Origin of the sequence: Pseudophaeobacter sp. (assembly GCF_048267565.1) — a bacterium.
Taxonomy (GTDB): Bacteria; Pseudomonadota; Alphaproteobacteria; order Rhodobacterales; family Rhodobacteraceae; genus Pseudophaeobacter; species Pseudophaeobacter profundi.
This window is the reverse complement of sequence record NZ_JBLWXG010000008.1, coordinates 1-26,045: the sequence shown is the minus strand read 5'-3', so window position 1 is coordinate 26,045 and position 26,045 is coordinate 1. Positions and strand designations below refer to the sequence as shown.

The 26,045-nt window shown below is 58.3% G+C and carries 20 protein-coding genes; 16 read left to right on the top strand and 4 right to left on the bottom strand.

Annotation, left to right across the window (positions count from 1 at the left end):
• Positions 1-70 precede the first annotated feature (70 nt).
• The 3 genes from ACN0VH_RS15850 to ACN0VH_RS15840 all read right to left on the bottom strand — a co-directional run bounded on the left by ACN0VH_RS15850 (position 71) and on the right by ACN0VH_RS15840 (position 4,843).
• Positions 71-1,018, bottom strand: a complete 948-nt coding sequence (locus tag ACN0VH_RS15850; RefSeq protein ID WP_417701191.1) for a formylglycine-generating enzyme family protein — start codon at positions 1,016-1,018, stop codon at positions 71-73.
• Positions 1,011-2,414 (bottom strand): sulfatase-like hydrolase/transferase, encoded by a 1,404-nt coding sequence (locus ACN0VH_RS15845; protein ID WP_417701189.1) that lies wholly within the window; start codon positions 2,412-2,414, stop codon positions 1,011-1,013. Before ACN0VH_RS15845 ends, ACN0VH_RS15850 begins: the two co-directional genes overlap by 8 nt.
• A 194-nt stretch (positions 2,415-2,608) precedes the next feature.
• The gene (locus tag ACN0VH_RS15840; protein ID WP_417701187.1) at positions 2,609-4,843 is read right to left on the bottom strand and encodes an O-linked N-acetylglucosamine transferase, SPINDLY family protein; all 2,235 of its coding nucleotides are present in this window, start codon (positions 4,841-4,843) and stop codon (positions 2,609-2,611) included.
• A 284-nt stretch (positions 4,844-5,127) separates the two neighbouring features.
• Here ACN0VH_RS15840 and ACN0VH_RS15835 point away from each other — a divergent pair, with 284 nt between their 5' ends.
• From ACN0VH_RS15835 to ACN0VH_RS15780, 12 genes are all read left to right on the top strand, one after another.
• Complete coding sequence (locus tag ACN0VH_RS15835; RefSeq protein ID WP_417701185.1) at positions 5,128-6,204, top strand: GSCFA domain-containing protein; 1,077 nt, start codon at positions 5,128-5,130, stop codon at positions 6,202-6,204.
• Positions 6,191-6,982 (top strand): hypothetical protein, encoded by a 792-nt coding sequence (locus ACN0VH_RS15830; protein ID WP_417701183.1) that lies wholly within the window; start codon positions 6,191-6,193, stop codon positions 6,980-6,982. Before ACN0VH_RS15835 ends, ACN0VH_RS15830 begins: the two co-directional genes overlap by 14 nt.
• Before the next feature lie 97 nt (positions 6,983-7,079).
• Positions 7,080-7,277: a preprotein translocase subunit SecE gene (secE, locus tag ACN0VH_RS15825; protein ID WP_278924472.1), complete on the top strand. Its 198-nt coding sequence runs from the start codon at positions 7,080-7,082 to the stop codon at positions 7,275-7,277.
• A 297-nt stretch (positions 7,278-7,574) separates the two neighbouring features.
• Positions 7,575-8,108, top strand: coding sequence for a transcription termination/antitermination protein NusG (gene nusG / locus ACN0VH_RS15820; protein ID WP_417701181.1), 534 nt, complete (start codon positions 7,575-7,577; stop codon positions 8,106-8,108).
• A 350-nt stretch (positions 8,109-8,458) separates the two neighbouring features.
• Positions 8,459-8,884, top strand: a complete 426-nt coding sequence (gene rplK, locus ACN0VH_RS15815) for a 50S ribosomal protein L11 (RefSeq protein ID WP_278924474.1) — start codon at positions 8,459-8,461, stop codon at positions 8,882-8,884.
• 1 nt (position 8,885) lies between these two features.
• The gene (gene rplA / locus ACN0VH_RS15810) at positions 8,886-9,584 is read left to right on the top strand and encodes a 50S ribosomal protein L1 (protein ID WP_278924475.1); all 699 of its coding nucleotides are present in this window, start codon (positions 8,886-8,888) and stop codon (positions 9,582-9,584) included.
• 454 nt (positions 9,585-10,038) lie between these two features.
• Positions 10,039-10,557, top strand: a complete 519-nt coding sequence (rplJ, locus tag ACN0VH_RS15805) for a 50S ribosomal protein L10 (protein ID WP_232401940.1) — start codon at positions 10,039-10,041, stop codon at positions 10,555-10,557.
• 80 nt (positions 10,558-10,637) lie between these two features.
• Entirely contained in the window at positions 10,638-11,009 is a 372-nt protein-coding gene (rplL, locus tag ACN0VH_RS15800; RefSeq protein ID WP_278924476.1) for a 50S ribosomal protein L7/L12, read from the top strand.
• Between the two features lie 264 nt (positions 11,010-11,273).
• On the top strand, positions 11,274-15,410 hold the full coding sequence (rpoB, locus tag ACN0VH_RS15795) for a DNA-directed RNA polymerase subunit beta (RefSeq protein ID WP_278924477.1): 4,137 nt from the start codon (positions 11,274-11,276) through the stop codon (positions 15,408-15,410).
• Between the two features lie 55 nt (positions 15,411-15,465).
• Positions 15,466-19,707: a DNA-directed RNA polymerase subunit beta' gene (gene rpoC / locus ACN0VH_RS15790; RefSeq protein ID WP_278924478.1), complete on the top strand. Its 4,242-nt coding sequence runs from the start codon at positions 15,466-15,468 to the stop codon at positions 19,705-19,707.
• Positions 19,708-19,868: 161 nt separating this feature from the next.
• Positions 19,869-20,675, top strand: a complete 807-nt coding sequence (locus ACN0VH_RS15785; protein WP_278924479.1) for a glycosyltransferase — start codon at positions 19,869-19,871, stop codon at positions 20,673-20,675.
• Positions 20,676-21,569, top strand: a complete 894-nt coding sequence (locus ACN0VH_RS15780; RefSeq protein ID WP_278924480.1) for a DMT family transporter — start codon at positions 20,676-20,678, stop codon at positions 21,567-21,569.
• Here ACN0VH_RS15780 and ACN0VH_RS15775 read toward each other — a convergent pair.
• On the bottom strand, positions 21,566-22,381 hold the full coding sequence (locus ACN0VH_RS15775) for a putative rhamnosyl transferase (protein ID WP_417701178.1): 816 nt from the start codon (positions 22,379-22,381) through the stop codon (positions 21,566-21,568). The genes ACN0VH_RS15780 and ACN0VH_RS15775 overlap by 4 nt on opposite strands.
• Positions 22,382-22,851: 470 nt before the next feature.
• On the opposite strand from ACN0VH_RS15775, the gene rpsL reads away from it, so the two are divergent.
• From rpsL to ACN0VH_RS15755, 4 genes are all read left to right on the top strand, one after another.
• Positions 22,852-23,223 (top strand): 30S ribosomal protein S12, encoded by a 372-nt coding sequence (rpsL, locus tag ACN0VH_RS15770; RefSeq protein ID WP_005621086.1) that lies wholly within the window; start codon positions 22,852-22,854, stop codon positions 23,221-23,223.
• A gap of 15 nt (positions 23,224-23,238) precedes the next feature.
• A complete protein-coding gene (rpsG, locus tag ACN0VH_RS15765) occupies positions 23,239-23,709 on the top strand; it encodes a 30S ribosomal protein S7 (RefSeq protein ID WP_232401950.1) in 471 nt (156 codons plus the stop codon).
• 21 nt (positions 23,710-23,730) lie between these two features.
• The gene (gene fusA / locus ACN0VH_RS15760) at positions 23,731-25,848 is read left to right on the top strand and encodes an elongation factor G (RefSeq protein WP_278924482.1); all 2,118 of its coding nucleotides are present in this window, start codon (positions 23,731-23,733) and stop codon (positions 25,846-25,848) included.
• Positions 25,849-25,911: 63 nt separating this feature from the next.
• Positions 25,912-26,045, top strand: a 134-nt coding sequence (locus tag ACN0VH_RS15755; protein ID WP_254445441.1) for a GTP-binding protein, incomplete at its 3' end; no start/stop codon positions are given.

The window sequence follows — 26,045 nt, the reverse complement described above, 5'->3', positions numbered from 1 at the left end:
CTGACGCGGGGCTAGGTTCCTGGTGCCCCTGCCCATAATAATCCAGCTTTGTGCTGCGGCCTGGCGACTGCTATGGATCCCAGGCGATGCGAAACCCCTGATGGCTGGTGGTGCTGTCGGGTGTGTTGCCGGTGCGTGCGGCGATGCGGTATCTGTGGCAGTAGCTGTGGTGACACAGGAAAGATCCGCCCTTCAGCACTTTGTGTCCCTGCATCGCCTTTGCCCTCTGGCGCAGACGTTTCTTGAGCGAGGCGATGCGGAAGGGGTCAGCGGTCCATTCCCAGGTATTGCCAACCATATTGTACAGCCCATAGCCATTGGGCTGGAAGGCGCGTACCGGCGCGGTGCTGGCATAGCCATCGGCGCAGCTGTTGGCACTGGGAAACGGACCCTGCCAGATGTTGCAGGGCAAAAAACCCTCCTCTTGCGGTTCGTCGTCGCCCCAGGGGTAGCGCACATCTGCTTTGCCGCCGCGCGCGGCATGTTCCCATTCTGCTTCGGTGGGCAGTCGGCCGCCAACCCAGTTGGCATAGGCGCGGGCGTCGTTCCAGGAGACATGCACCACCGGGTGGTCTGGTGGTAGCTCTGGATCTGCGGCGCGACTGCCATGCGGATTGCGCCAGTTGGCCCCATCGACGCGGCGCCACCATGCGATGCCATCCACCGAATGAGTTGCCCTGGCGCGTGCGGCAAGGTCGGCCCAGAACACAAAGGACCAGCCATAGGTTTCGGCCTCGGTGATATATCCCGTCTTGGTGACAAAGGCGTCAAACTCTGCGTTGCTGACCGCACTGGCGCACAGGGAAAAGGGCTGGATCAGTTGCCGCCGCAGCGGGCCTTCGCCATCCTCTGGGTGCAGCGGGTGACGGGTGCCAACAAGTCCCGGCCCGCCGGGAATTTCACATAGGTCTGTGGGCTGACGGGGCAGGGGTCGGCCTGTCTGTATGGCCTGCTTTCGCGCGGCGGTGCCTTGCTTTGGCCCGGTTGGCGGGGGGGGCGTGCAGCAGGCTTTAGGCAAGGGTGGTTTTCCCGTCAGTGGCAGTGTCGTTGGTAGCGGCATTGGGCTGGCGGGCTGGTGGTGCAGACAAATCGAGCCCGTAGTCCAGACAGCACTGCGCATGGGCCTGGCGCATCTCTTGATAGGCCGGGTGCTCGGGGCTCAGGTTGGTGGTCTGCCACCAGTCCTCGGTCAGATCATAGAGTTGCTCGGCCCCGTCGCCATACCGGATGAAACGATAACGCCCCTTACGGATCGCGGCATGATCCTCAAAAAAGGTCGGCACGGCGCGGTCAGGCACCCTTGCGCCCCGGATCTGCGGCAGCAAAGAACGTCCGGCGCTATGTGCAATGGGGGGCAAGTCAAGATATGCCATCAGGGTTGGCCCAAGATCAATCAGCCCAACTGGATCGGTGATCACCTGGCCCTCGGGCTGGTGGGGGTCGTGAATGATTAGCGGCACATTGGCCACCTGTTCCCAAAGGGTGGACTTGCCAAACCAGTTGCGCTCTCCCAGGTGCATTCCATGGTCCGACAGGATGACAACCAGCGTGTTGTCCGCATGGGGCGAGGCCTTGAGCGCATCCCAGACCCGGCCAATCTGGTAGTCGGCGTAAGACAGCGCGGAAAAATAGTTCCGCACACTTTGCCGCCAGTACCTGCGGCGGCGACTGTCGATATTTTCCCGCGCCAGTTCTGCGGGCGTCTGGGTCAGATCAAAGCCGCGCGCCCAGTCTTTGGGTTGGTTCAGGCTTTTGAAATCATACATCTCCTTGAAGCGCGCAGGCGTGGTCCAGGGGCCATGCGGGCTTTGCAGGCCGACCTCGCGGTAAAAGGGGGCGTCCTGGTCGTAGGACTGTAGAAAGGCGATGGCAGAGTTCGCAACCTGGTTGTCGTAAAGCTGGTTGTCGCTCTCTGGTGTTGTTGTGGCGGGGCCGCCCCGGTGGCCGCCATATTCAACCTGATCGGGGATCACCCGGCCTGCAAAATGGCGCTTGCGCCTGCCAAGCGTGAACTGCCCCAGGCTTTCGCTGTGAGGCGTTGAATATATCTCTTCGTGCACCTCTTGGGGCAGGGCACTGTATCCGCGCATGACCTTGCCACCCGGCGCGCAGTAATAGCCCTGTTTGCGCAGCTTTGCTGGCCACATCTTTGGCGGCGCGACTTTGTCAAAATAATGCGCATCGGCTTTGGTGACGCCGGTGTGATGCGGCGACAGTCCCGACATGAAACTGGCCCGTGAAGGGCTGCAAACCGGCGCCTGGCAATAGGCAGAATGAAAGCTGGTGGACTGGGCGCAGATCCGGTCCAGATTGGGCGTCTGCAGCGCCCCGCCAAAGATCGACTTATATTTCCAGAAGGCCACTGCATCATCCATGCTGATGAGCAGGATGTTCTTTTGGGGGTCGTTTGCCATTTCAGGTGTCTCGGGCTGTCTTAATCCTTTGGCGCACCCCTACCGGGACCACCTGCCTAAACTGGATGGCAGACATGGGTCTGATCGACAAGCAGGCAGTTGGTGAAAAATCCCGGCCTTGGTGATTTCGGCCAGCGGCACTGTGCCAATAGGGATGGCGCGCGAGTCTCCCCGCGGGCCATGTGTCTGTGGGGTTACACTTGTATCTGCTGGGCCCGTGGCAGACCCTGCCCTGTTGGCAGAAAGGCGGGGTCCATCGGGTCGGGCCGTGCAGCGCCACCCTTGCTGACCGTCAGATGCGCCGGGCCCTGCCCCTGCAGATGGCGGTCATAGGCCATATCAAAACCCTGCTCTATCGCCGCCGCAAAGCCGGTGGTGTCAAACAATGCGGTGGTACTGCGGTTGCGCTGCAACTTGCTGCGCAGGGCGGCAAGGGCATCGGTATCGCAGGCCAGATCGCGGGCGCGGCTCTCGTAGTCGGCGGCGGAACTGGCGATGAGTTCCGGCATGTCGATCGCGCTGAGCAGGCTGGCCCCAACGCGGGCTGCAAATTGCCGCCCCGGCAGTGTCAGGACCGGTAGCCCAGCCCAAAGCGCATCGCTGGCTGTGGCATGGCCATTGACCACAAAGGTATCAAGGAACAGATCGGCGGCCTGGTGCCGTGCAAGGTGCTCGTCCTGCGGCAGATGGGGGGCAAAGATCAGCCGGTCCGCATCCTGGCCCCGCTCTTGCGCGGCGCGGCGCAGATTGGCCTTGGCGCTGTCGCCGCAATCCAGCAGCCAGAGCACGCTGCCCGGCACCTGATCGAGCAGGCGCATCCAGATGTCAAACTCGGCCGGGGTGATCTTGTCGCTGCTGTTGAAGGAACAGAACACAAAGCCCCTGTCCGGCAGGCCGCAGTCCTTGCGGGTGTATTGATGTGCTGAAATGTGCCGTTTGTTGTCATTGGCCTGATAGCTATGGGGCAGGCGCAGCAAGTGTTCTTCGTAATAGCGTTCGCTACCAAGAGGGCAGGTAACGGAATCTGCGATGAGATAATCCATCGCGGTGCTGCCCAGGGTGCCGGGAAAGCCCAGATACGACATCTGCAGCGGGGCCAGCCGTTCGGCAAATAGCGCGGTGCGGCTGTTTGGGGCAAACCCCTTCAGATCCACCGCGATATCCAGCTTATCCTGCTGCACCAACTGGGTGGTCTCTGCGTCAGACAGGCGGCTGATATCCTTGAAACTGGTGACAGCCTTGCGGATCCGGCTGCGCATGGCATCGGCGGGGGTGGCATCATAGGAATAGGCAATGATGTCAAAGCGGCTCTGGTCATGGGCTTCAAACAGCCCGGCCATCAGGCGCATGGTGGCGTGGTCGTGGTAGTCCGGGGAAAAATAGCCGATGCGCAGGCGCTGGGGACGGTCCTGTCCCAGCTGTTCCGCCGCGAGCGGCCTTGCGGCGCGAACCGAGGGCAGAGCGGCGTTGGCATGGGCCTGGATGCGCAGGCGCAATAGGTCGGGGTTGTCTTCAAAGGTCAGCGCGGCAAGGGGCGGGCAGGCCTGTCCCGCGAGGCCAAGTTGGCGGCGCAGGCGTTGGTATTCCGCCACCCAGCCCCAATCACAGAGCTGTGCCTGGGCATGCAGTTTTTCGGCGCGGGTACGGTCATCGCCGGGGGTCTTTTCCAGCATGGCGTTGAAGCCTTCGATCGCCTGTTCCGTGTCGCCATCCATGGATTGAAGCTGGGCTAGTTTATACTGGGCATTCTCCAGCTGGGGGGCCAGTTCGGTGGCGCGTTCCAGCAGGGCCTTGGCCTTTTGGGTCTGGCCGGTTTTCAGCAGGACATTGCTATAGTTGGACAGTACGTCCGGATCATCGGGGGCAAGGCTGGCGGCCTGCTGCAGCAGTGGCGTTGCCTCGTTCAGCCGCCCCAGCCCAATCAGCGTATCAGCCATGTTGCTGAGGCCGCAGACCAGGGTTTCATCCAGTTTCAGAGCCTTGCGATACAGGGTCAGCGCATTGTCGATCTGGCCCTGGGCGCGGCAGACATCCGCCATGGCCGCAAAGGTTGCCGCATCCCTGGGGGCAAGCTCACAGGCCTTGTTGAGACAGGTTGCTGCTGCGTCCAGATCCTGGGATTTCAGGTGGCAATTCCCCAGCATGTTCCACAGAAAATGCGATTTCCGGTTGCTGTTCAGCAAGGCGGCGCAGGTGCTGGCAACGGCGGCGTATTTTTCCGCCGCAAAATCAGCGCGCAGTGCGTTCTGCTGTTCCTCTGATAGGGGCAGCTCTTGCCGGGGCGTTGTCTTTAAGGCGATCAGGGCATCCCGCGCACGGGTGTTCTTTGGGAACTTGGCAAGGATGTCACCATAGATCCTGGCGGCGTCTTGGTGCTTTTGATCTCGTTCCGGCTGTTCGGCTTTGGTCATGGATCTAGCGATGTTCATGGAATCCTATCTCACAGTCACGCAATTGGCGGCCAGTCATCGTTCTGAGACTTTCAGGCCGTCTCTCTAGGGGTAGGGTATGGGCATTAAAATTGGGTTTCTTTCCCTTGCCAGGGGGGGCTGGTCGCCGTTTTGTGGGGGATGGCGGCAGAGATCAGGCTGCATGGCGGGGCTGATCCGGGGTGCTGGGCGCCTGTCCGATCTGCGTAAAGCAATTGTTTTTGGCAGGCGTCGCGCCTAGGCTGGGCGCAAATCGGAACAGATCTATCGGCAGGCGTGACGACATGAGCGAGCAAACCCCCAACCCCTATGTGGGGCTGCCCGAACGGGCCTTTTGGAAGCGCGCGGTGGCGGCGCATAACCCGCTGGAAATTTCCCAGTTGTGGCAGCCAAAGTTCCCGATCGGGCGGCGGCACAGGGTTATAACGGCCGGGTCGTGTTTTGCGCAGCATTTCAGCCGGGCTCTGGTGGCGCGTGGCTATCGTTGGCTGGATGCGGAGCCCGCGCCAAAACTGCTGAGCGAGACCCAGGCGCGCGACTATAACTATGGGATTTTCTCTTGCCGAACGGGCAATATCTACACTGCGCGCATGCTGCGCCAATGGTTGAGCTATGCCCTCGAAGAGGCCCCGCTCCCGGTGGAGCACTGGGAAAAGGCGGGGCGGTTTTATGATCCCCTGCGCCCGGGGATCGAACCAGATGGCTTTGTCGATCTGGCAGATCTGCAGGGCGCGCGCGGCGCGGTGCTGGCGGCCCTGCGCAGGGCGGTAAGCGAGGCGGATGTCTTTGTCTTCACCATGGGGCTGACCGAATGCTGGCGGCACCGGGAAAGTGAACTGGAATATGCCATGTGTCCGGGGACCCTGGCCGGAGAATTCGACCCGGATCAGCATGAGTTCGTGAACCAGAGCTTTGTTGGCATTCACCGCGATATGCGCGCCGCGATCAAGATGCTGCGCCAGGCAAACCCCAAGCTGAAGGTGCTGTTGACCGTGTCGCCGGTGCCGCTGACCGCCACGGCCTCGGGGCAGCATGTGCTGACGGCGACCAGTCATTCCAAATCGGTGTTGCGCGCGGTGGCGGGGGAACTGGCGGCAGAGCTTGCGCAGGTGGATTACTTTCCGTCCTACGAGATCATCACCCACCCGGCCTATCGTGGTATGTTCTATGCCCCGAACCAGCGCAGCGTGGTGCCGCAGGGGGTCAACCACGTGATGGAGAGTTTCTTTGCCTGCCAAAATGCTGCTTTCCCCTGGCTGCAGCGGCAGGGCAAAGGGGGGCGGCAGGGGCAGGACAAGGGGGCAGCCCCCAGCGCACGCGCGCTGCAATGCGATGAGGAGTTTCTGGATGCCTTTGGATAAGCCCAAGACGGGGCAGGCGGGGACGGATCAAACCGAAAATGCCCCGCAGGCGAGCCTGCGCTTTTGCGTTTTTGGCGACAGTCATATCGCCTGTATCAAACATGCGCAGGATGAAGGTCTGTTGGCGCTGGATGGCGTCGTGCTGGAATACTGGGGCGCGCCGGGGCCGCAGTTTCGCGATCTGCACCTGCAAGACGCGCGCCTGGTGGCGACCACCGCAGCGGCCCAGGCCAGTCTGGCCAAGATCAATCCGGCCCGCAGTACCGCTCTGGCACCGCAGGATTATGATGGCTTTCTCTTTATCGGTTGCCGTTTGCGCAGCTCGGATTATCTGGTGCCGCTGCTGCGCAGTCAGCCGGGCAGCCCGGGCTACCTGAGCGCGGCGGTGCGTGGCTTGATGTTGGATCGCTGGCTCGAGAGCTGCCGGGGCTATCGTGCCGCGCGCGAATTTGCCAAGGCCCGGCCTGTATTCTTTTCCCCGGCCGGTTTTCTAAATGAGGGCACGCTGAGCGAGGAGGAGCTGGCAGAGACCCTTGATAGCGAGGCAACGCCCGAGGCCCGCGCAGCGCTGTGGGACGAAATTGCGCAGGCCATGGCAGCAGACGGGGTGCATCTGCTGCGCCAACCCGAAGAGACCATCACCCATGGCGGCTTGACCCGGCGGGACTATGCGACCAGCCTGGGCGCGGAAGAAGATGACCGGGTGCACAAGAATGGTGCCTATGGCGCGCTGATCCTGAACCATGCGCTATCGCAGCTGCCTTTGGTGCCGTCCTGAAAGGGCGTCACAACTGCGGCGGCGAAATCGAGACTTGAAATCAAGGGAGGTTGGCGTTAGATGCGCCAGACCCTGCTAGCAGAGAGACACAAGGCACATGGCCACCATAAATCCTATTCAGTTCATCCAGCAAGTTCGTGCAGAGGTGAGCAAGGTCGTCTGGCCTACCCGCCGCGAAGTTCTGCTGACCACTGTTATGGTCTTCATCATGGCGGCCCTGACAGCTGTCTTCTTTGCGATGGTTGATCTTGTGATCCGCTTTGGTCTGCAAAGCCTGCTGGGCATGTTTGGCTAAACGGTTGTCTGCGGCACGCGTCGCACGCGGCTGCGGGCCTTGCCAGTCCCAACCCCCGCTGGCCCCTGGCCAATCGCAGGCCTATATGCCTGCAGGAAAACCTGCTCCGGCTCTTGATCTTGAACCCATTGGCGGGTAGTTGAGCCGGAACTTCTGACGTGGGCGTGCGGCGATTCGAGTTGCGCGCCGATTTTTGTTAGGACGCAGCTTGCGTCTGACGCAGGATCACGGCAGAAATCATATTCACTGACGGCGCTGAAAATACTTCGCGCGGCAAATCTAAGGACGGTCAAGTTCATGGCGAAACGGTGGTATTCGGTCAGCGTTCTTTCGAACTTCGAAAAGAAAATCGCAGAGCAGATTCGCACCTCGGTTGCCGAACAGGGGCTTGAGGATGATATCGATGAGGTCCTGGTCCCCACCGAAGAGGTGATCGAGGTCCGTCGCGGCAAAAAGGTCTCGACCGAGCGTCGCTTTATGCCCGGCTATGTGCTGGTGCACATGGAAATGTCCGATCAGGGCTATCACCTTATTTCCTCGATCAACCGGGTTACCGGCTTCCTCGGGCCGCAGGGACGCCCGATGCCGATGCGCGACGCCGAAGTTCAGGGTATCCTGGGCCGCGTCGAAGAGGGCATCGAAGCCCCACGCACCCTGATCTCCTTTGAGATCGGTGACCGGGTCAAGGTCAACGACGGTCCGTTTGAAGACTTTGACGGCATGGTTGAAGGCGTCGATGACGAGGCGCAAAAGCTGAAGGTTTCCGTGTCGATCTTTGGTCGCGAAACTCCGGTCGAGCTGGACTTTACCCAGGTTACCAAGCAGAGCTGATCTCTCGCTCGATACAGAATTTGAAGCGCCGCGCAGCCAAGGGTTTCGCGGCGTTTTGCGTTTTCACTGTCGCCCTGATTGGTTTCATGCCCTTCCAGCAGGGGGGTAATTCTTTGTGACCGGGCTGGCAACGGGCCGACTTTGGGCCAGTTGCGGGCCGGGGCTGGTCAGTGTTGGTCATCGTAACCGGGATCTGGCACTTGCCACCTGAACCATTCCGCTGTAGATGCCCCCAATCGTCTTTGGGCGAGATTCTCTCGTGGGAGATTCGAAGGTCGCGATCTTCGGTCGGACCACGCAACACCAAACCGGATGGGACGCGTCTCATCCTTCGTTGAAAGGACAACCAAATGGCTAAGAAGCTTGTTGGTTCGATGAAACTGCAGGTTGCTGCAGGTCAGGCAAACCCATCCCCACCCGTTGGCCCTGCTCTGGGTCAGCGCGGCATCAACATCATGGAATTCTGCAAGGCGTTCAACGCCAAGACCGCAGATATGGAGCCAGGCGCGCCTTGCCCCACCGTGATCACCTATTATCAGGACAAGTCCTTCACCATGGAAATCAAGACGCCACCTGCGTCTTATTACCTGAAGAAGGCTGCCAAGGTTAAGTCCGGTGCCAAGACACCTTCGCGTGAAACCGTTGGTACCGTGTCTGTTGCTCAGGTGAAAGAAATCGCCGAAGCGAAGATGAAAGATCTGAACGCCAACGATATCGAAGCGGCGATGAAGATCATTCTGGGCTCCGCCCGCTCTATGGGCATCGAGGTGAAGTAAGATGGCAAAGTTCGGAAAACGTACACGCGCCGCGCGCGAAGCAGTCGCTGGCAAAGCCAACCTCTCCGTTGCTGATGCCGTTGCCCTGGTGAAGGCCAATGCAACCTCGAAGTTCGACGAAACCATCGAGATTGCCTTGAACCTGGGCGTTGACACCCGTCACGCAGACCAGATGGTTCGTGGCGTTGTTGGCCTGCCAAACGGCACCGGCAAAACCATGCGCGTTGCAGTCTTTGCCCGTGGCCCCAAGGCTGATGAAGCCAAGGCCGCCGGTGCAGATGTGATCGGCGCAGAAGACCTGATGGAAGCCATTCAGGGCGGCACAATCGATTTTGATCGTTGCATCGCCACCCCTGACATGATGCCCGTCGTTGGTCGTCTGGGCAAGATCCTTGGCCCACGTAACCTGATGCCAAACCCCAAGGTTGGCACTGTGACCATGGACGTCAAGGCAGCTGTTGAAGCGGCCAAGGGCGGCGAAGTCCAGTTCAAAGCGGAAAAAGGCGGCGTTGTGCATGCCGGTGTTGGCAAGGCTTCTTTTGATGCCGCCAAGCTGGCCGAAAACGTCTCTGCCTTTATCGACGCGGTTGCCAAGGCGCGCCCAAGCGGTGCCAAAGGTGCCTACATGAAGAAGATCGTTCTGTCTTCGACCATGGGCCCAAGCGTGACCCTGGATGTGGACGGCGCTGTTTCTGAGTGAGACCGCGGTCCTCTGGATCGGATATGGAATGGGCGGCGCTTACGGGTGCCGCCCATTTTCGTTGGCGCTGATCTGAGTGGCAGTGCTGCTTGGGGCGCGTATTGTGATGGTCTCCGCCAAAGGGGGCGGTTTTTCGCCTCGGCGGCGCGATTGCCTGCCGCTGGATCGCGCCAGGTGGAATTATCGCTTGGAAATCCTTCGAATTGGCAGTAATACGACCAAGAGGTAAAGCGTGCGATTCGTCGTGCGCTTTATTTCATTTCGTCCAAGATGGTGGGTGACCTGTCGATCGGGTCTTAATTTCCCTCCTGAGACGGGAGAGACAAATAAGATCGAGGGTTTTTTTACCTTCGGGCGAAGTTGGCTATCCCGGTAAAACGGACTTGAACGCCAGGCAGTTTTGTCTGGCACATCAATGAGCCGGGGTGTTTACACCCCAAATTTGGAGAGAACTGTGGATAGAGCCCAGAAAGAGAAATTGGTCGAGGAACTCGGCCAGATCTTCGAAAGCTCTGGCGTCGTGGTGGTTTCCCACTACGTCGGTCTGACAGTTGCTGAGATGCAGGACCTACGAGCGCGCGCAAGTGCAGCTGGTAGTTCCGTGCGTGTTGCCAAAAACAGGCTCGCCAAAATCGCCCTCGAGGGTAAGCCGTGTGAAAGCATGTCTAACCTGCTGACGGGGATGACCGTTCTGACCTATTCTGAGGACCCTGTGGCAGCTGCCAAAGTGGCCGAAGATTTCGCCAAAGAGAACAAGAAATTCGAAATTCTTGGCGGCGCAATGGGTGAGAACGCTCTGGACCGGGCTGGTGTTACAGCTGTGTCGAAAATGCCTTCGCGCGACGAGCTTATTGCTCAGATCGCAAGCTGCATCGGCGCACCTGCAAGCAACATCGCTGGGGCCATTGGCGCACCTGCAAGCAATATCGCAAGCATTCTTTCGACCATCGAAGAGAAGGCGGAAGCTGCGTAAGCGGTTGGCACTGAATGACTGGCGTGGGGATTATCTCACACGTTGGAACACACATACTGAACACGGAAAGAGCTGATACAATGGCTGATCTGAAAGCACTCGCAGAAAGCATCGTGGGTCTGACCCTGCTGGAAGCACAAGAACTGAAAACCATCCTCAAAGACGAGTATGGCATCGAGCCCGCCGCTGGCGGCGCAGTAGTCATGGCAGCTGGCGACGCCGGCGGTGAAGCTGCAGAAGAAAAAACTGAATTCGACGTCGTTCTGAAGAACGCCGGCGCATCCAAAATCAACGTGATCAAAGAAGTTCGCGCGATCACCGGTCTTGGCCTGAAAGAAGCCAAGGAGCTGGTCGAAGCTGGCGGCAAGATCAAAGAAGGCGTTTCGCAGGACGAAGCCAACGACGTCAAAGGCAAGCTGGAAGCAGCTGGCGCCGAAGTCGAAGTGGCCTAAGCCGTTTCTTCTGGGGGATGCGGCGGACCGTTCCGCTGCATTCCTTGAAAAGTTCAGGCTGGATCCGAGGTAATTCGGGTCCAGCCGAATCTGTCTCAGCAAGGACCATTCTTTGGTCTTTCCTAAGGCGAGGTTCAACGGATCGGGAGGCCGCCATTCGGGACGGTGGCCATGAATAGATCCAACCATGCTGTCTCGTATGGGCAAGATGCTGTGGCCCGGCAGCAGTCTTGACCGGTGAGAACTCGAAAGGTGACATCTGACATGGCTCAAACGTTCCTTGGCCAGAAACGTCTACGCAAGTATTATGGCAAAATCCGCGAAGTGCTGGATATGCCGAACCTCATTGAGGTTCAAAAATCGTCATACGACCTGTTTCTCCGTTCCGGAGATTCCCCAGAGCCGCTCGACGGTGAGGGCATCAAGGGCGTATTCCAGTCGGTTTTCCCGATCAAGGATTTCAACGAAACCTCCGTTCTGGAGTTCGTGAAATATTCCTTCGAGAAGCCTAAATACGACGTCGAAGAATGCATGCAGCGCGACATGACCTATTCAGCACCGCTGAAGGTTACCCTGCGCTTGATCGTGTTTGATATCGATGATGACACTGGCGCCAAGTCGGTCAAGGACATCAAAGAGCAGGACGTCTTCATGGGCGATATGCCTCTGATGACGCCCAACGGCACCTTTGTTGTCAACGGGACCGAGCGGGTTATCGTTTCTCAGATGCACCGCTCTCCTGGCGTGTTCTTTGATCACGACAAGGGCAAGACGCATTCTTCGGGTAAACTGCTGTTTGCCTGCCGGATCATCCCCTATCGCGGTTCCTGGCTGGACTTCGAATTCGACGCCAAAGACATCGTCTTTGCCCGGATCGACCGCCGCCGCAAGCTGCCTGTGACCACCCTGCTTTATGCGCTGGGGCTGGACCAGGAAGCCATTATGGATGCCTATTACGACACGGTGAACTACTCGCTGGATACCAGCCGTGGTTGGGTGACTCCCTTCTTCCCCGATCGTGTTCGTGGCACCCGTCCAACCTTTGACCTGGTTGATGCTGCCTCTGGTGAAGTCTTTGCCGAAGCCGGCAAAAAGGTCACTCCGCGCGCTGTGAAGAAAATGATCGACGAGGGCGCGATCAGCAATCTTCTGGTGCCGTTCGAGAACATCATCGGCAAGTTTGTCGCCAAGGATATCATCAACGAAGAAAACGGTGCGATCTACGTTGAGGCCGGCGACGAGCTGACCATGGAATACGACAAGGGTGGCGAAATCATTGGCGGTACCGTCAAAGAGCTGATGGATGCCGGTATCACCGATATCCCGGTTCTGGACATCGACAATATCAATGTCGGCCCCTACATGCGCAACACCATGGCGGCAGATAAGAACATGGGTCGCGATACCGCGCTGATGGACATCTACCGCGTGATGCGTCCGGGCGAGCCGCCCACCGTCGAAGCGGCCTCGGCGCTGTTTGATACATTGTTCTTTGATAGCGAGCGCTATGATCTCTCGGCCGTTGGCCGGGTGAAAATGAACATGCGTCTGGCGCTGGACGCCGAAGACACCCAGCGGACCCTGCGCAAGGAAGACATTGTTTCCTGCATCAAGGCCCTGGTTGATCTGCGTGACGGCCGCGGTGGCATCGACGATATTGACCACCTGGGCAACCGTCGTGTGCGCTCGGTTGGCGAGCTGATGGAAAACCAGTACCGCGTTGGCCTGCTGCGCATGGAGCGCGCGATCAAAGAGCGGATGTCCTCTGTCGAGATCGACACTGTGATGCCACAGGATCTGATCAACGCCAAACCAGCTGCAGCCGCGGTGCGTGAATTCTTTGGCTCTTCGCAGCTGTCGCAGTTCATGGACCAAACCAACCCGCTGTCGGAAGTCACCCACAAACGCCGTCTCTCGGCGCTTGGGCCTGGCGGTCTGACCCGCGAACGTGCCGGTTTTGAAGTGCGAGATGTTCACCCGACCCACTATGGCCGGATGTGTCCGATTGAAACGCCAGAAGGTCCGAACATTGGTCTGATCAACTCGCTTGCGACCTTTGCCCGCGTCAACAAATATGGCTTCATCGAAACGCCCTACCGTGTTGTGAGCGAAGGTCAGGTGACCGACGAAGTTCACTACATGTCGGCGACCGAAGAAATGCGCCACACCGTGGCCCAGGCCAACGCCTCGCTGGATGAAAACGGCAGGTTCACCAATGATCTGGTGTCGACCCGTCAATCTGGTGACTATACGCTGGCGCCCAGCGAAAGCGTTGATCTGATCGACGTTTCGCCCAAGCAGCTGGTCTCGGTTGCGGCGTCGCTGATTCCGTTCTTGGAAAATGACGATGCGAACCGGGCCCTGATGGGTTCGAACATGCAACGTCAGGCGGTTCCATTGCTGCGCGCCGAAGCGCCGCTGGTCGGCACCGGCATCGAAGAGGTTGTGGCGCGGGATTCCGGCGCTGCGATCATGGCGAAACGCGGCGGTATCATCGACCAGATTGATGCGCAGCGTATCGTGATCCGTGCCACCTCTGATCTGGAACTGGGCGATGCAGGGGTAGACATCTACCGCATGCGCAAGTTCCAGCGCTCGAACCAGAACACCTGCATCAACCAGCGTCCGCTGGTGCGTGTTGGTCAGGAAGTCCGCAAGGGCGAAGTGATTGCCGATGGCCCCAGCACCGATATCGGTGAACTGGCGCTGGGTAAAAACGTCGTCGTGGCCTTCATGCCCTGGAATGGCTACAACTACGAAGACTCGATCCTGATCTCGGAACGTATTGCCCGTGATGACGTCTTTACCTCGATCCACATCGAGGAATTCGAAGTCGCCGCCCGTGATACCAAACTGGGCCCAGAGGAAATTACCCGCGACATTCCAAACGTTGGTGAAGAAGCGCTGCGCAACCTCGACGAGGCAGGCATCGTTTACATCGGCGCTGATGTTGAACCCGGTGATATCCTGGTCGGCAAGATCACACCAAAGGGCGAAAGCCCGATGACGCCAGAAGAAAAACTGCTGCGCGCCATCTTTGGTGAAAAAGCATCTGACGTACGTGACACATCCCTGCGGGTGAAGCCTGGCGACTACGGCACAATCGTCGAAGTCCGCGTCTTCAACCGTCACGGTGTCGAAAAAGACGAACGTGCGCTGCAGATCGAGCGGGAAGAAGTGGAACGCCTGGCGCGTGACCGCGACGATGAGCTGGCCATTCTGGACCGCAACATCTACGCCCGCCTGCGCAGCATGTTGCTGGGTAAAGTGGCCGTCAAAGGCCCCAAGGGCGTGCGCTCTGGTGCGACAGTCGACGAAGATACCCTGTCACAGCTGAGCCGTGGCCAGTGGTGGATGGTTGCCCTCGAAGAGGAGCAGGACGCCAAGGTGGTCGAGGCCCTGAACGAGCAGTACGAGGCACAGAAGCGCGCCTTGGATGCCCGTTTTGAGGACAAGGTCGAAAAAGTCCGCCGTGGCGATGATCTGCCACCCGGCGTGATGAAGATGGTCAAAGTCTTTATCGCGGTGAAGCGCAAGCTGCAGCCCGGCGATAAAATGGCGGGTCGTCACGGCAACAAAGGTGTGATCTCGAAAGTGGTCCCAATGGAGGACATGCCGTTCCTTCAGGACGGTACCCCGGTTGATTTCTGTCTGAACCCACTGGGCGTTCCCTCGCGGATGAACGTTGGTCAGATCCTTGAAACCCACATGGGCTGGGCCGCGCGCGGTCTGGGCATCCAGGTGGACGAGGCCCTGCAGGACTATCGCCGCTCTGGTGATCTGACGCCTGTGCGGGACGTGATGAAGCATGCCTATGGCGAAGACGTCTACGCCGAGGGCATCGCGGATATGTCCGAGTTCGACCTGATCGAGGCGGCTGGCAACGTGGTGAACGGTGTTCCAATTGCGACACCTGTTTTTGACGGTGCCAAAGAGGCCGATGTGAACGACTCGCTCATCCGGGCTGGGTTTGACACCTCTGGTCAGTCGATCCTGTTTGATGGCCGTACAGGCGAGCAGTTTGCCCGCCCGGTGACCGTCGGCATCAAGTATCTGCTGAAGCTGCATCACCTGGTTGACGACAAAATCCACGCCCGTTCCACCGGCCCATACTCGCTGGTTACCCAGCAGCCATTGGGTGGTAAGGCGCAGTTTGGTGGTCAGCGTTTCGGGGAAATGGAAGTCTGGGCGCTGGAAGCCTATGGCGCTGCCTATACCCTGCAGGAAATGCTCACCGTCAAATCGGATGACGTTGCCGGTCGGACCAAGGTCTATGAATCGATCGTCAAGGGCGAGGACAACTTTGAAGCGGGCGTACCCGAAAGCTTCAACGTTCTGGTCAAAGAAGTCCGGGGCCTCGGCCTGAACATGGAACTCCTGGATGCGGAGGAGGAGGAGTAAGGGCGCCAGCCTTTATCTCCACTCCCCCCTTCCGCACAAATTTGAGGAAACACAAATGAACCAGGAAATCACCAACAACCCGTTCAACCCGCTGACGCCCACCAAGGTCTTTGATGAAATCAAAGTCTCGCTGGCGTCACCGGAACGGATCCTGTCTTGGTCTTATGGCGAAATCAAAAAGCCAGAAACCATCAACTACCGGACCTTCAAGCCCGAGCGCGACGGCCTGTTCTGTGCCCGTATCTTTGGCCCGATCAAAGATTACGAATGCCTCTGCGGTAAATATAAGCGCATGAAGTATCGCGGCGTTGTCTGCGAGAAATGCGGCGTTGAAGTTACCCTGCAAAAAGTGCGCCGCGAGCGCATGGGCCATATCGAACTGGCCGCGCCAGTTGCGCATATCTGGTTCCTGAAATCGCTGCCATCGCGCATTGGTCTCATGCTGGACATGACCCTGCGCGATCTGGAGCGGGTTCTGTACTTTGAAAACTATGTTGTCATCGAACCCGGTCTGACTGATCTGACCTATGGCCAGATGATGACCGAAGAAGAGTATATGGACGCGCAGGATGCCTATGGCATGGATGCTTTCACCGCCAATATCGGCGCCGAAGCCATCCGCGAAATGCTGGCGGCCATTGATCTGGATTCCGAAGCCGAGCACCTGCGCGCCGAACTGGCCGAAGCCACCGGCGAGCTGAAGCCCAAGAAGATCATCAAACGTCTGAAAGTTGTGGAATCCTTCCTGGAATCCGGCAACCGTCCAGAATGGATGATCATGACCGTGATCCCGGTGATCCCGCCAGAACTGCGCCCACTGGTGCCGCTGGACGGGGGTCGTTTTGCGACCTCTGACCTGAACGATCTCTATCGTCGGGTGATCAACCGGAACAACCGTCTGAAGCGTTTGATCGAGCTGCGCGCGCCTGACATCATCGTCCGCAACGAAAAGCGGATGTTGCAGGAATCTGTGGATGCGCTGTTCGACAACGGCCGTCGTGGTCGTGTCATCACCGGTGCCAACAAGCGTCCGCTGAAATCGCTCAGCGATATGCTGAAAGGCAAGCAGGGTCGCTTCCGTCAGAACCTTTTGGGTAAACGCGTCGACTTCTCTGGTCGTTCGGTCATTGTGACCGGCCCGGAACTGAAGCTGCATCAGTGTGGCTTGCCGAAAAAGATGGCGCTCGAACTGTTCAAGCCCTTCATCTATTCGCGTCTGGAGGCCAAAGGTCTGTCCTCTACCGTGAAGCAGGCGAAGAAGCTGGTGGAAAAGGAACGTCCCGAAGTCTGGGATATTCTGGATGAAGTCATCCGTGAACACCCTGTCATGCTGAACCGTGCGCCTACGCTGCACCGTCTTGGCATCCAGGCCTTTGAACCCACGCTGATCGAAGGTAAGGCTATTCAGCTGCACCCGCTGGTCTGCTCGGCCTTCAACGCTGACTTTGACGGTGACCAGATGGCTGTTCACGTTCCGCTGAGCCTTGAGGCCCAGCTGGAAGCGCGTGTTCTGATGATGTCGACCAACAACGTTCTGTCGCCTGCAAACGGCGCGCCAATCATCGTTCCTTCGCAGGATATGATCTTGGGTCTCTACTATGTGACCCTGGACCGCGAAGGCATGATCGGTGAAGGCAAGGTCTTTGGCACCATCGAAGAAGTGCAGCACGCGCTGGACGCTGGTGAAGTTCACCTGCACAGCCGTGTGACTGCGCGGATCACCCAGATCGACGACGAAGGCAACGAGGTGCTTCAGCGCTTTGAAACCACGCCGGGCCGGGTTCTGCTGGGCGCGCTGCTGCCAAAGAATGCGAAGGCACCGTTTGAACTGGTGAACCGTCTTCTGCGGAAGAAAGAGGTGCAGCAGGTCATCGACACCGTCTACCGCTATTGCGGTCAGAAAGAGTCGGTCATCTTCTGTGACCAGATCATGACCATGGGCTTCCGCGAGGCCTTCAAGGCAGGCATTTCGTTTGGCAAGGACGATATGGTTGTTCCTGAAACCAAATGGCCCATCGTCAACGAGACCCGCGATCTGGTGAAGGACTTTGAACAACAGTACATGGACGGCCTGATCACTCAGGGTGAAAAGTACAACAAAGTTGTCGATGCCTGGTCGAAGTGTAACGACCGCGTCACCGACGCCATGATGACGACCATCTCCACTTCCAAGCGCCACGAAGACGGCTCTGAGGCGGAACCGAACTCGGTCTACATGATGGCGCACTCCGGTGCCCGTGGTTCGGTTACCCAGATGAAACAGCTGGGCGGTATGCGGGGTCTGATGGCCAAGCCAAACGGCGACATCATCGAGACCCCGATCATCTCGAACTTCAAAGAAGGCCTGTCGGTTCTGGAGTACTTCAACTCTACCCACGGTGCCCGTAAAGGTCTGTCGGATACGGCTCTGAAAACCGCGAACTCGGGCTATCTGACCCGTCGTCTGGTTGATGTTGCACAGGATTGCATCGTGCGCGATCGTGACTGCGGCACCGAAAATTCGATCACGGCCTCTGCCGCGGTCAATGACGGTGAAGTGGTTGCCAGCCTCGGCGAACGCATCCTGGGTCGTGTCACCGCCGAAGACGTCAAGCGTCCCGGCACCGATGAGATCCTGGCGGCCTCTGGCCAGCTGATCGATGAACGTCTGTCCGACATCATTGAAGAGGCCGGCGTTGCAACCATGCGGATCCGTTCGCCACTGACCTGTGAGGCCGAAGAAGGCGTCTGCGCCATGTGCTATGGTCGTGACCTCGCGCGCGGCACCATGGTCAACACCGGTGAAGCTGTCGGCATTATCGCCGCGCAGTCGATTGGTGAACCCGGCACCCAGCTGACGATGCGGACGTTCCACATCGGCGGCGTTGCTCAGGGTGGTCAGCAGTCCTTCCAGGAAGCCAGCCACGCAGGTACGATCGTCTTTGAAAACGAGAACACGCTGAAGAACTCCGATGGGGATGTTCTGATCGTGGGCCGGAACATGAAGATGATCATCCAGGACGAACACGGCGAAGAGCGGGCCAGCCACAAGCTGAGCTATGGCTCCAAGCTGATCGTTTCTGCAGGTCAGACCATTGCCCGCGGCGATAAACTGTTTGAATGGGATCCCTATACCCTGCCAATCATCGCCGAAAAGGCCGGTACTGCCAAATATGTCGATCTGGTGTCGGGCATCGCTGTGCGTGATGAAACCGATGAAGCCACCGGCATGACCCAGAAGATTGTGATTGACTGGCGCGCCGCCCCCAAAGGCAGCGAACTCAAGCCTGAAATCATTCTGGTTGGTACCGATGGTGAGCCGCTTCGTCTGGATAACGGCAACCCCGTGACCTACCCAATGTCCGTGGATGCGGTCCTCTCGATCGAGGATGGCGATGCGGTACAGGCAGGTGACGTTGTTGCACGTATCCCGCGTGAAGGCGCCAAGACCAAGGACATCACCGGTGGTCTGCCACGGGTTGCGGAACTGTTCGAAGCCCGTCGCCCCAAAGATCACGCGATCATTGCTGAACTTGATGGTTACGTCCGCTTTGGCCGCGACTACAAGAACAAGCGCCGTATCGCGATTGATCCAGTGGATGAGAGCAAGGATGCCGTCGAATACATGGTGCCCAAGGGCAAGCACATTCCTGTTCAGGAAGGTGACTTCGTCCAGAAGGGCGATTACATCATGGATGGTAACCCTGCGCCGCACGATATCCTTGCCATCATGGGTGTCGAGGCTCTGGCCAACTACATGATCGACGAAGTGCAGGACGTGTATCGCCTGCAGGGTGTGAAGATCAACGATAAGCACATCGAAGTCATCGTGCGCCAGATGCTGCAGAAGTGGGAGATCTCGGACTCGGGTGAAACCACGCTGCTCAAAGGCGAACATGTGGACAAGCAAGAGTTCGAAGCGGCCAATGAAAAGGCTCTGTCGCGCAACAAACGTCCTGCCAAGGGCGGGCCGATCCTGCTTGGGATCACCAAGGCATCGCTGCAGACCCGCTCCTTTATCTCGGCGGCCTCCTTCCAGGAGACCACCCGCGTGCTGACCGAAGCTTCGGTGCAGGGCAAGAAGGACAAACTGGTTGGTCTGAAAGAGAACGTCATTGTTGGCCGCCTGATCCCAGCCGGGACCGGTGGCGCCACCCAGCGGGTTCGTCAAATTGCCCAGGGTCGCGACAATGTCGTGCTGGAAGCGCGCCGCGAAGAGGCCGAAGCCGCAGCAGCGCTGGCTGCCCCGGTGGCAGAGGATACTCTGGCAAGCGATACATTCGACAATCTGGTGGATACACCGGAAAGCCGCGATTGATCGCTACCTGATATTTGAAATGAATGGCAAACCCCCGCACCCTTGGTGTGGGGGTTTTCTTTTGCGCGCCCTTCAGGTCAGTTTTTGTTGGGTTGATTTTTTACCTGCCATTTTGCGCAGGGATCGGCGATAGAGGATAAGGAGATGCAGGCGGGGCGGGAATGACGCAGAGAATGAAAATGGTGGGGCTGGTGCGCTTTTCGGTGCTGACACCAACCTATTATTCCGAACGCTTTGCCACGCTGGACGAGACGGCCGCCCATCTTTTCGCGCCCGAGCGGATGGCGCTGCGCTTCAGCATTTTCGAAAACCTCTGCCTGCCGTCGTTGCTGCGCCAAAGCGATGGTGATTTTGATCTGGTGGTGCTGACCGCTGCCGCCATGCCAAAGCCTTATCTGCAAAGGCTGCGGGCGCTGCTGGAACCACATGACAACATTCACCTGCGCCCAGTCGGAACCCGCAATCACTACCGCTTGCTGCGTCAGGGCTATGACTCGGTGCCGCAGAACGATGCCAGCCATCGCATCCTGTTCCGGCTGGATGACGACGATGCTGTCGATCTGGATTTTGTCCGTCGCACCCGTGCATTGGCCACCGGTCTGCTGCCGCTGCAGCCACCTGAAACCGGTTTTGTGATCGCCCACAATCGGGGGTTTTACCTGCGGGCCACCCCCCAGGGGCCGCAAATTTTTGACGCTATTGAACAGGCGCCGCTGTCCGCAGGCACAGCATTGGTTGCGCCGAAAGGCACCAGCACCAATCCCTATAGGTACAATCACCGTAAACTGGCCCGGCACTATAATCTGTATTCGGACATGCAGGTGCCGACCTATATTCGCACCATTCATGGCGACAACAAATCGGAACCTGCCCAGACCGGGATCACCCACCGGATGGAACAGGCAGAGATGGACGCCAGCCTGCAGCGCCATTTTGGCCTCAACCTTGCAGATCTGGAGGCGATCTAGATGCTATCCTCAAATCAAAGGGGCGCCTTCTTGATGATGGGTGCCATGGCGGGCTTTACCGTCAATGATGCCCTGGTCAAATCTGTGGGCAGCGGGTTGCCCCTGTCGCAGATTCTGGTTCTGCGCGGCCTTATGGCCAGCGCGCTGATCTTTGCCCTGGCCCGATACTACGGCAGTCTGCGCTTGCGGCTCAGCCGCCGGGACTGGGGGTTGGTGGCGCTGCGGTGCCTGTCAGAGGCGGGGGCGACCTTCTTGTTTTTGACCGCACTGATGCTGATGCCGCTGGCCAATATTACCGCGGTGTTGCAGATGCTGCCGTTGACCGTGACTCTTGGTGCGGCGCTTCTGTTCAAGGAAACGGTCGGTTGGCGCCGGATGCTGGCAATCCTGGCCGGGTTCTGCGGTATGTTGCTGATTGTGCGACCCGGACCGGAGGGCTTTGATTTGGCCTCGATCTATGCCCTGGGAGCGGTGGCCTGCGTCACCCTGCGAGATCTGTCGACCCGGCGGATGTCAGAGAATGTGCCCTCGCTGACGGTGACCCTGATGGCGTCACTTTCGGTGCTGACCTTTGGCTGTGTCTACAGTTTCTGGCAGGATTGGACACCGGTTGCACCAGTGCAGCTGGGCATGCTGGCGGCGGCGGCCTGTTTCATTCTGCTTGGCTACCTGTGTTCGGTGATGACAATGCGGGTGGGCGATGTCGCTGTGGTTTCGCCGTTTCGCTATACTGGGCTGCTTTGGGCGTTGATTTTGGGTTGGCTGGTATTTGGGGATTGGCCTGCTCCGCTGACGCTGCTTGGCGCGGCGCTGGTGGTTGGGGCAGGGCTGTTCACCCTTTACCGCGAACATCGGCTGGCGCGCCGACAGGCCACCGCAGGACGCCGCAGCTAGGGCTGGTTGCCGTTGCCAAAAACCGCCCGCACCTGAGATTGGCGCAGGGCAAAGCGGATCTCGAACTCGGCCTCTAGCGCCGCATCAATTGGTGTCACCGGGATTGGCTTTACCTTCTTCTGGCGAGAGTCGTTATAGCCGTTATGGCTGCGCACGAACATCGGCGCATCGCTGATGGTGATGGTTGGCATGAAGCGCAGGATCTTTTCATGGGCAAAGTTCATGATGGTCAGCGGGCAGTTGCCCTTCACATACATGCCAAGCGCGGCGACATAATAGGGGCGATGAATTTCGGTGGCGGCGATGCCTTTTGCGCCAAGTTCGGCGATATACCCGCGGTTGAAATCAACCGCCAGCGTCCGGTGTTTGGCCACCAGGCCGGGGCAGTCGGTAATGGTTTGGCGCAGCCGCTCGACAAAATCAACCGAGATGGCATCATCGTCATCATGACGAAACTGCAGGCAGGGGGCCTTGGGGTCGCGCCGCGCGGCGTTGAGAATTTCTTTCATCACCTGGCGTTGTTTGCGCGGGGGTTCCACATGAATGGTGATCTGGGCAATATCGGCGCAAAGATCGCGCAGCCGGTCAGCATGGCGGACCGGTAGGCTGTCGCCAATCACCACAATCAGTTCGAAATCCTGATCGGTCTGTTCTCGCAGACAGGGCAGGGCGATGGTTTCCATCAGTTGAAAGCGTTCTTCCAGTCGCGCCTCGGCGTAGAGAAAGGCAATGCGATCTTCGATACTGTCGTGTTCGACCTGAAAGCCCCCGATGGCGGGATAGGAAAAACGACAAAGGCCAATAACCTGCATGGTGACGTCCTGAAAATTCACTAAAAGAAAGCGGGTGGGATCAGTCTGTCGCCACGTTAGCCACGTCGGCCCCACCGGCGCAAGCATTGGCCTTGGGTTGAATACAATTCGCGGGCCAGGGCGCGGGCCGGATGAAATGCGTCATTTCCGGCCCCAATTGCGGCCTCTGGGGAAATCGGCAAAGACCGGCCCTGCGCAGACGGGGACAGAGTTGACAAGGACCGCGACTCCCCATATACGCGCGCTTATCCGGCACTTCGGGGGTCGCCCCAAAAGCCGATATCATACTGTTGTAGACCAAGGTTCGGGAACTTTTATCACCCGAACCCTCTGTTAAACCGCCGCGTCGCTTACCTCGGAATGGAAGCGATTGCGGTTTTTACGCTTGCGGACGCGCCTGCGTATGAAGACCTAGCCGTATGCTTTCTGAGCGTACATGACCAAAGTTGCGAAACGGGGAAAAAACCGGAATGCCAACGATCCAACAGCTGATCCGCAAACCGCGGCAGCCAAAAGTAAAGCGCTCCAAGTCCATGCACCTGGAGCAGTGCCCACAGAAACGCGGCGTGTGCACACGTGTTTATACCACCACACCTAAGAAGCCGAACTCCGCGATGCGGAAAGTTGCGAAGGTTCGCCTGACCAACGGTTTCGAAGTGATCTCCTATATCCCAGGGGAAAGCCACAACCTTCAGGAACACTCCGTGGTTCTGATCCGCGGCGGTCGTGTAAAAGACCTTCCGGGTGTCCGTTACCACATCCTGCGTGGTGTGTTGGATACCCAAGGCGTCAAAGACCGTAAACAACGTCGTTCGAAGTACGGCGCGAAGCGTCCTAAATAAGAAGGAGAGGCTGATATGTCACGTCGTCACGCCGCTGAAAAACGCGAAGTACTGCCAGACGCCAAGTTTGGTGACCGCGTTCTGACCAAGTTCATGAACAATCTGATGATCGACGGTAAAAAGTCGGTTGCAGAGAAAATTGTCTACAACGCTTTTGATCGCGTTGAAGTCAAAATCAAGCGCGCCCCCGTGGAAGTGTTCCACGAAGCGCTGGAAAACATCAAACCATCGGTAGAAGTTCGCTCCCGCCGTGTGGGTGGTGCAACCTATCAGGTTCCCGTCGAAGTTCGCCCCGAGCGTCGTGAAGCATTGGCCATCCGCTGGCTGATCACTGCGGCCCGCAAGCGTAATGAAAACACCATGGAAGAGCGCCTCGCAGGCGAGCTGATGGATGCTGTTCAGTCGCGCGGTACTGCTGTTAAAAAGCGCGAAGACACTCACAAAATGGCCGAAGCCAACAAAGCCTTCAGCCATTATCGTTGGTAATTTCCAAAGGACATTAGACCAATGGCACGCGACTATACACTCGAACATTACCGCAACTTCGGTATCATGGCGCATATCGATGCAGGTAAAACCACCTGTTCCGAGCGCATCCTGTTCTATACCGGCAAATCCCACAACATTGGTGAGGTGCACGACGGTGCGGCCACCATGGACTGGATGGAGCAGGAGCAGGAACGCGGCATCACCATCACCTCGGCGGCGACCACCACATTCTGGGAACGCACCGAAGATGGCGAAACCGCTGACTCTCCCAAGCACCGTCTGAACATCATCGACACTCCCGGCCACGTTGACTTCACCATTGAAGTTGAGCGTTCGCTGGCGGTTCTCGATGGGGCTGTCTGTGTTCTGGACGCCAACGCCGGTGTTGAACCCCAGACCGAAACCGTGTGGCGTCAGGCTGACCGCTACAAGGTTCCGCGTATGGTTTTTGTCAACAAGATGGACAAAATCGGCGCTGACTTCTTCAACTGTGTTGCAATGGTCGAAGACCGCACCGGTGCACGTGCTGTGCCTGTTGCTTTCCCGATCGGTGCCGAAACAGAGCTGGAAGGTCAGGTTGACCTGGTTACCATGGAAGAATGGCTGTGGCAGGGTGAAGACCTTGGTGCATCCTGGATCAAAGCCCCCATCCGCGACAGCTTGAAAGAGCTGGCCGATGAATGGCGTGGAAAAATGATCGAAGCCGCCGTCGAAATGGACGACGACGCCATGGAAGCCTACCTGGAAGGTGAAGAGCCCGACGTTCCAACTCTGCGCAAACTGCTGCGCAAGGGGACACTGGCGCTGGCATTCGTGCCTGTTCTGGGTGGTTCCGCGTTCAAAAACAAAGGTGTTCAGCCGCTGCTGAACGCTGTGATCGACTATCTGCCCAGCCCGCTGGACGTTGTTGATTACATGGGCTTCAAACCAGGTGACGAAACAGAAACCCGTGACATCCCCCGCCGTGCGGATGACAACATGGCGTTCTCTGGCCTGGCGTTCAAAATCATGAACGACCCCTTTGTTGGCTCGCTGACCTTCACCCGGATCTACTCCGGTGTGCTGAACAAGGGCGACACACTGCTGAACTCGACCAAAGGTCGTAAAGAGCGTGTTGGCCGGATGATGATGATGCACTCGAATGACCGTGAGGAAATCACGGAAGCATTCGCGGGCGACATTATCGCGCTGGCAGGTCTGAAAGACACCACCACTGGTGACACGCTCTGCGCCGTCAACGATCCGGTGGTTCTGGAAACCATGACCTTCCCCGATCCGGTGATCGAGATCGCGGTTGAGCCAAAGACCAAAGCGGACCAAGAGAAAATGTCTCAGGGTCTGGGCCGTCTGGCTGCTGAAGATCCATCCTTCCGTGTGGAGACCGACATCGAATCCGGTCAGACCATCATGAAGGGCATGGGCGAACTTCACCTGGACATCCTGGTTGACCGTCTCAAGCGTGAATTCAAGGTTGAAGCCAACATCGGTGCCCCGCAGGTTGCCTACCGCGAGACCATCGGTCACGAGGTCGAGCACACCTACACCCACAAGAAACAGTCTGGTGGTTCGGGTCAGTTCGCTGAGGTGAAGATGATCATCTCGCCGACAGAAGCTGGTGAAGGCTATTCCTTCGAATCCCGTATCGTTGGTGGCTCGGTTCCAAAAGAATACATCCCAGGTGTCGAAAAAGGCATCAACTCGGTGATGGATTCCGGCCCGCTTGCAGGCTTCCCAGTGATCGACTTCAAGGTTGCTCTGATCGACGGTAAGTTCCACGATGTGGACTCATCGGTTCTGGCCTTTGAAATCGCAGCCCGTATGTGTATGCGTGAAGGTATGCGCAAAGCTGGCGCCAAGCTGCTTGAGCCAATCATGAAGGTGGAAGTGATCACGCCGGAAGAATACACCGGCGGTATCATTGGTGACCTGACCTCCCGTCGTGGTCAGGTGTCGGGCCAGGAACCCCGTGGCAACGCGATTGCGATCGAAGCAAACGTGCCGCTGGCGAACATGTTCGGCTACATCAACACCCTGCGTTCGATGAGCTCGGGCCGCGCCCAGTTCACCATGCAGTTCTCGCACTACGATCCCGTGCCGCAGAACATCTCGGACGAAATTCAGGCTAAATTCGCGTAAGCGAAAGATATTGGAAGGTTCGCCAATTGCGCGGGCCTTCCTCAATCTCAAAAGGAGGCCATCATGGCTAAGGAAAAGTTTGAACGTAATAAGCCGCACGTCAACATCGGCACCATCGGCCACGTTGACCACGGTAAAACCACTCTGACCGCAGCGATCACCAAATATTTTGGTGACTTCAAAGCCTACGACCAGAT

Bases quoted from the DNA above. Each gene is read 5' to 3' on its own strand.
- rpoB (WP_278924477.1), top strand. From the start codon at position 11,274: ATGGCTCAAACGTTCCTTGGCCAGAAACGTCTACGCAAGTATTATGGC.
- ACN0VH_RS15840 (WP_417701187.1), bottom strand. From the start codon at position 4,843: ATGAACATCGCTAGATCCATGACCAAAGCCGAACAGCCGGAACGAGAT.
- ACN0VH_RS15845 (WP_417701189.1), bottom strand. From the start codon at position 2,414: ATGGCAAACGACCCCCAAAAGAACATCCTGCTCATCAGCATGGATGAT.
- ACN0VH_RS15830 (WP_417701183.1), top strand. From the start codon at position 6,191: ATGCCTTTGGATAAGCCCAAGACGGGGCAGGCGGGGACGGATCAAACC.
- ACN0VH_RS15775 (WP_417701178.1), bottom strand. From the start codon at position 22,381: ATGCAGGTTATTGGCCTTTGTCGTTTTTCCTATCCCGCCATCGGGGGC.
- ACN0VH_RS15780 (WP_278924480.1), top strand. From the start codon at position 20,676: ATGCTATCCTCAAATCAAAGGGGCGCCTTCTTGATGATGGGTGCCATG.
- secE (WP_278924472.1), top strand. From the start codon at position 7,080: ATGGCCACCATAAATCCTATTCAGTTCATCCAGCAAGTTCGTGCAGAG.
- ACN0VH_RS15835 (WP_417701185.1), top strand. From the start codon at position 5,128: ATGAGCGAGCAAACCCCCAACCCCTATGTGGGGCTGCCCGAACGGGCC.
- rplK (WP_278924474.1), top strand. From the start codon at position 8,459: ATGGCTAAGAAGCTTGTTGGTTCGATGAAACTGCAGGTTGCTGCAGGT.
- fusA (WP_278924482.1), top strand. From the start codon at position 23,731: ATGGCACGCGACTATACACTCGAACATTACCGCAACTTCGGTATCATG.
- nusG (WP_417701181.1), top strand. From the start codon at position 7,575: ATGGCGAAACGGTGGTATTCGGTCAGCGTTCTTTCGAACTTCGAAAAG.
- rpsG (WP_232401950.1), top strand. From the start codon at position 23,239: ATGTCACGTCGTCACGCCGCTGAAAAACGCGAAGTACTGCCAGACGCC.
- rplA (WP_278924475.1), top strand. From the start codon at position 8,886: ATGGCAAAGTTCGGAAAACGTACACGCGCCGCGCGCGAAGCAGTCGCT.
- rpoC (WP_278924478.1), top strand. From the start codon at position 15,466: ATGAACCAGGAAATCACCAACAACCCGTTCAACCCGCTGACGCCCACC.
- ACN0VH_RS15785 (WP_278924479.1), top strand. From the start codon at position 19,869: ATGACGCAGAGAATGAAAATGGTGGGGCTGGTGCGCTTTTCGGTGCTG.
- rpsL (WP_005621086.1), top strand. From the start codon at position 22,852: ATGCCAACGATCCAACAGCTGATCCGCAAACCGCGGCAGCCAAAAGTA.
- rplL (WP_278924476.1), top strand. From the start codon at position 10,638: ATGGCTGATCTGAAAGCACTCGCAGAAAGCATCGTGGGTCTGACCCTG.